Origin of the sequence: Metabacillus niabensis, assembly GCF_902829255.1 — a bacterium.
Classification (GTDB): domain Bacteria; phylum Bacillota; class Bacilli; order Bacillales; family Bacillaceae; genus Metabacillus; species Metabacillus niabensis.
In genome coordinates this window covers 1-2,158 of record NZ_CADEPK010000057.1, presented here as the reverse complement: position 1 = coordinate 2,158, position 2,158 = coordinate 1, and the positions used below count along the sequence as shown (strand labels likewise).

The 2,158-nt window shown below is 35.8% G+C and carries 3 protein-coding genes; 1 reads left to right on the top strand and 2 read right to left on the bottom strand.

From position 1 onward, the window contains the following. Positions 1 to 226 (bottom strand): YutD family protein (locus HU235_RS07265; protein WP_174879774.1); only part of this gene is annotated, 226 nt, incomplete at its 3' end. A 116-nt stretch (positions 227 to 342) separates the two neighbouring features. Between HU235_RS07265 and HU235_RS07260 the strand changes: the two genes are divergently transcribed. Further along, a complete protein-coding gene (locus HU235_RS07260; protein ID WP_174879773.1) occupies positions 343 to 1,029 on the top strand; it encodes a YhcN/YlaJ family sporulation lipoprotein in 687 nt (228 codons plus the stop codon). 129 nt (positions 1,030 to 1,158) lie between these two features. Here the strand turns inward: HU235_RS07260 and lipA are convergent, their stop codons facing one another. Next, positions 1,159 to 2,064, bottom strand: a complete 906-nt coding sequence (lipA, locus tag HU235_RS07255) for a lipoyl synthase (RefSeq protein WP_267905707.1) — start codon at positions 2,062 to 2,064, stop codon at positions 1,159 to 1,161. Positions 2,065 to 2,158 lie beyond the last annotated feature (94 nt).

Below are 2,158 nucleotides of genomic sequence, written 5' to 3'. Positions count from 1 at the left end.
ATTCATAAATATACTCATCTAACGTGCTAATTTTTGTATCGTATGATGCTTTCTGGTTTTGGTCATCAAAAAAGCCACGTAATCTCAATTGATTATATCCCCAATCCCCTACTATAAAGTCATATTTATTTAATATATCGCTATATCGTTCTTTAAATACCTCTTCATTAAATCCATTTCTTTCTTCTTTTATTAATTCAAAACATTGATTTTGAACACAAATCATCTTGACAATCACCCCACGTATTCCTTTTTCTTATCATAATCTAATTGTACTCAACCATCAATTACTAAGAAGAAATCTCCTCATTTTGGTCATCCTACTGTTAGGAGGTGCTACAATTGTTCAAAACAAAACTGATGGTTGGTGCAATTGGTTTGTCATTACTAACTGCATGTCAATATGGTGCAGAAGGTGATCCGACCTATAGAAAAGATGAAACCGGTACTGGCTCTACACTTAATGTACTAAATCGAAACGAGCAATTCAACCAAGAGGGGAATTCAAGAGAGGATCAATCGGCCAATTTTGGATATACACGATTACAAAAAAAGGGTGTTACACAGGATGCTAATTTCATTAAAACACCTGTGATGGATCGAGATAAAACCGCAAAATCAATAAGCAGCCTAGTTATTCAGCTTCCAAATATAGAAGATGTTGCTACATTGGTAACAGATGAAGAAGTACTAGTTGCTTATGAAACAACGGCAAAGGATCGATTCGAAGCAGCCGACCAAGTAAAAAAGACAGCTATTTCCTTTGTTCCTAGATACTATCATGTTTACGTTTCAGATAAGCCAGCAATGATTCGTCAAATTCAATCCTATAGTCCGCTTGAAACGACGAACCGCGATATCGACCAAATTTTAACAAATACGATAAAAGAAATGCTAAAGTCTCCACAAGGTAGAGCCCTAAATAAAGGGGAAAACCCTAACGGTGAAGGCTACGGTGAAATGAATGAAGAATTAGATGACGATATGAAAGATAATTATCAGCAAACTAGATATAAAAATAATAAATAAAGGTGACTCAAAAGGGACTGACCCCTCCAACAAACACTGATATATAGTAAGCTTAACCTTATCATTAATCTATATATTGATATTGTGTTGGAGGGGTTTGAACCATGGTTTTGAGTCACCCTCTATTGTTTACGCTTGTGCCTGTCTTTGCTTAGCCGCTGCATTAACTTGTTCATCCGCATGATATGAAGAGCGTACAAGCGGGCCTGCTTCACAATGGCTAAATCCTTTGCTTAAAGCAATTTCACGCAATTCATTAAACTCATCAGGATGATAATATTTTTGCACCTTTAAATGTTTTTTTGTTGGTTGTAAATATTGGCCAATCGTAATAATATCTACATCATTTGCTCGTAAATCATCCATTGTCGCAATGATTTGTTCCTTTGTTTCTCCAAGACCAATCATTAGACTTGATTTAGTTGGGATGTTTGGTTGCATTTCTTTTGCTCGTTTTAAAAATTGTAACGATCTCTCATATGTTGCACGTGCGCGAACTCTTGGTGTAAGCTCACGAACAGTTTCAATATTATGATTCAAAATGTCTGGTTTTGCATCCATCAAGATTTTTAAGTTGTCATATTCACCACTTAAATCTGAAGGTAATACTTCAACAGTAGTAAACGGGCTTTTACGACGAATCGCACGGACAGTTTCTGCTAATACTTTAGCACCGCCATCCTTTAAATCATCACGAGCTACCATCGTAATAACAGCATGCTTTAGATTCATTAACGCAACTGAATCAGCTACTCTTTCTGGTTCTGCAAGATCAAGCTCTGTTGGCAAACCTGTTTTAACCGCACAAAATCTGCAAGCACGTGTACAAACTGATCCTAAAATCATAAATGTTGCGGTTCTACGAACAGCCCAGCATTCATGAATATTTGGACATTTCGCTTCTTCACATACAGTATGAAGGTTTTTTTCGCGCATCATTTTCTTTAAATCTGTATAGTTTTCGTTTGTATTTAATTTTATCTTCAACCATTCTGGCTTCCGTAAATATTCTTCCTTTTTCGCCATCTGATTCATCTCCAATATGTATTGTTGATTAAAAAAATGAATTTCCGATTTTTATTTCCGTATTCACTTTAACATATGAGAGAATGCGGGACAAGAAAAAGGC

What these genes read in the sequence shown, in the direction of transcription:
- lipA (WP_267905707.1), bottom strand. Translation starts at nt 2,064, where the DNA reads ATGAATCAGATGGCGAAAAAGGAAGAATATTTACGGAAGCCAGAATGG.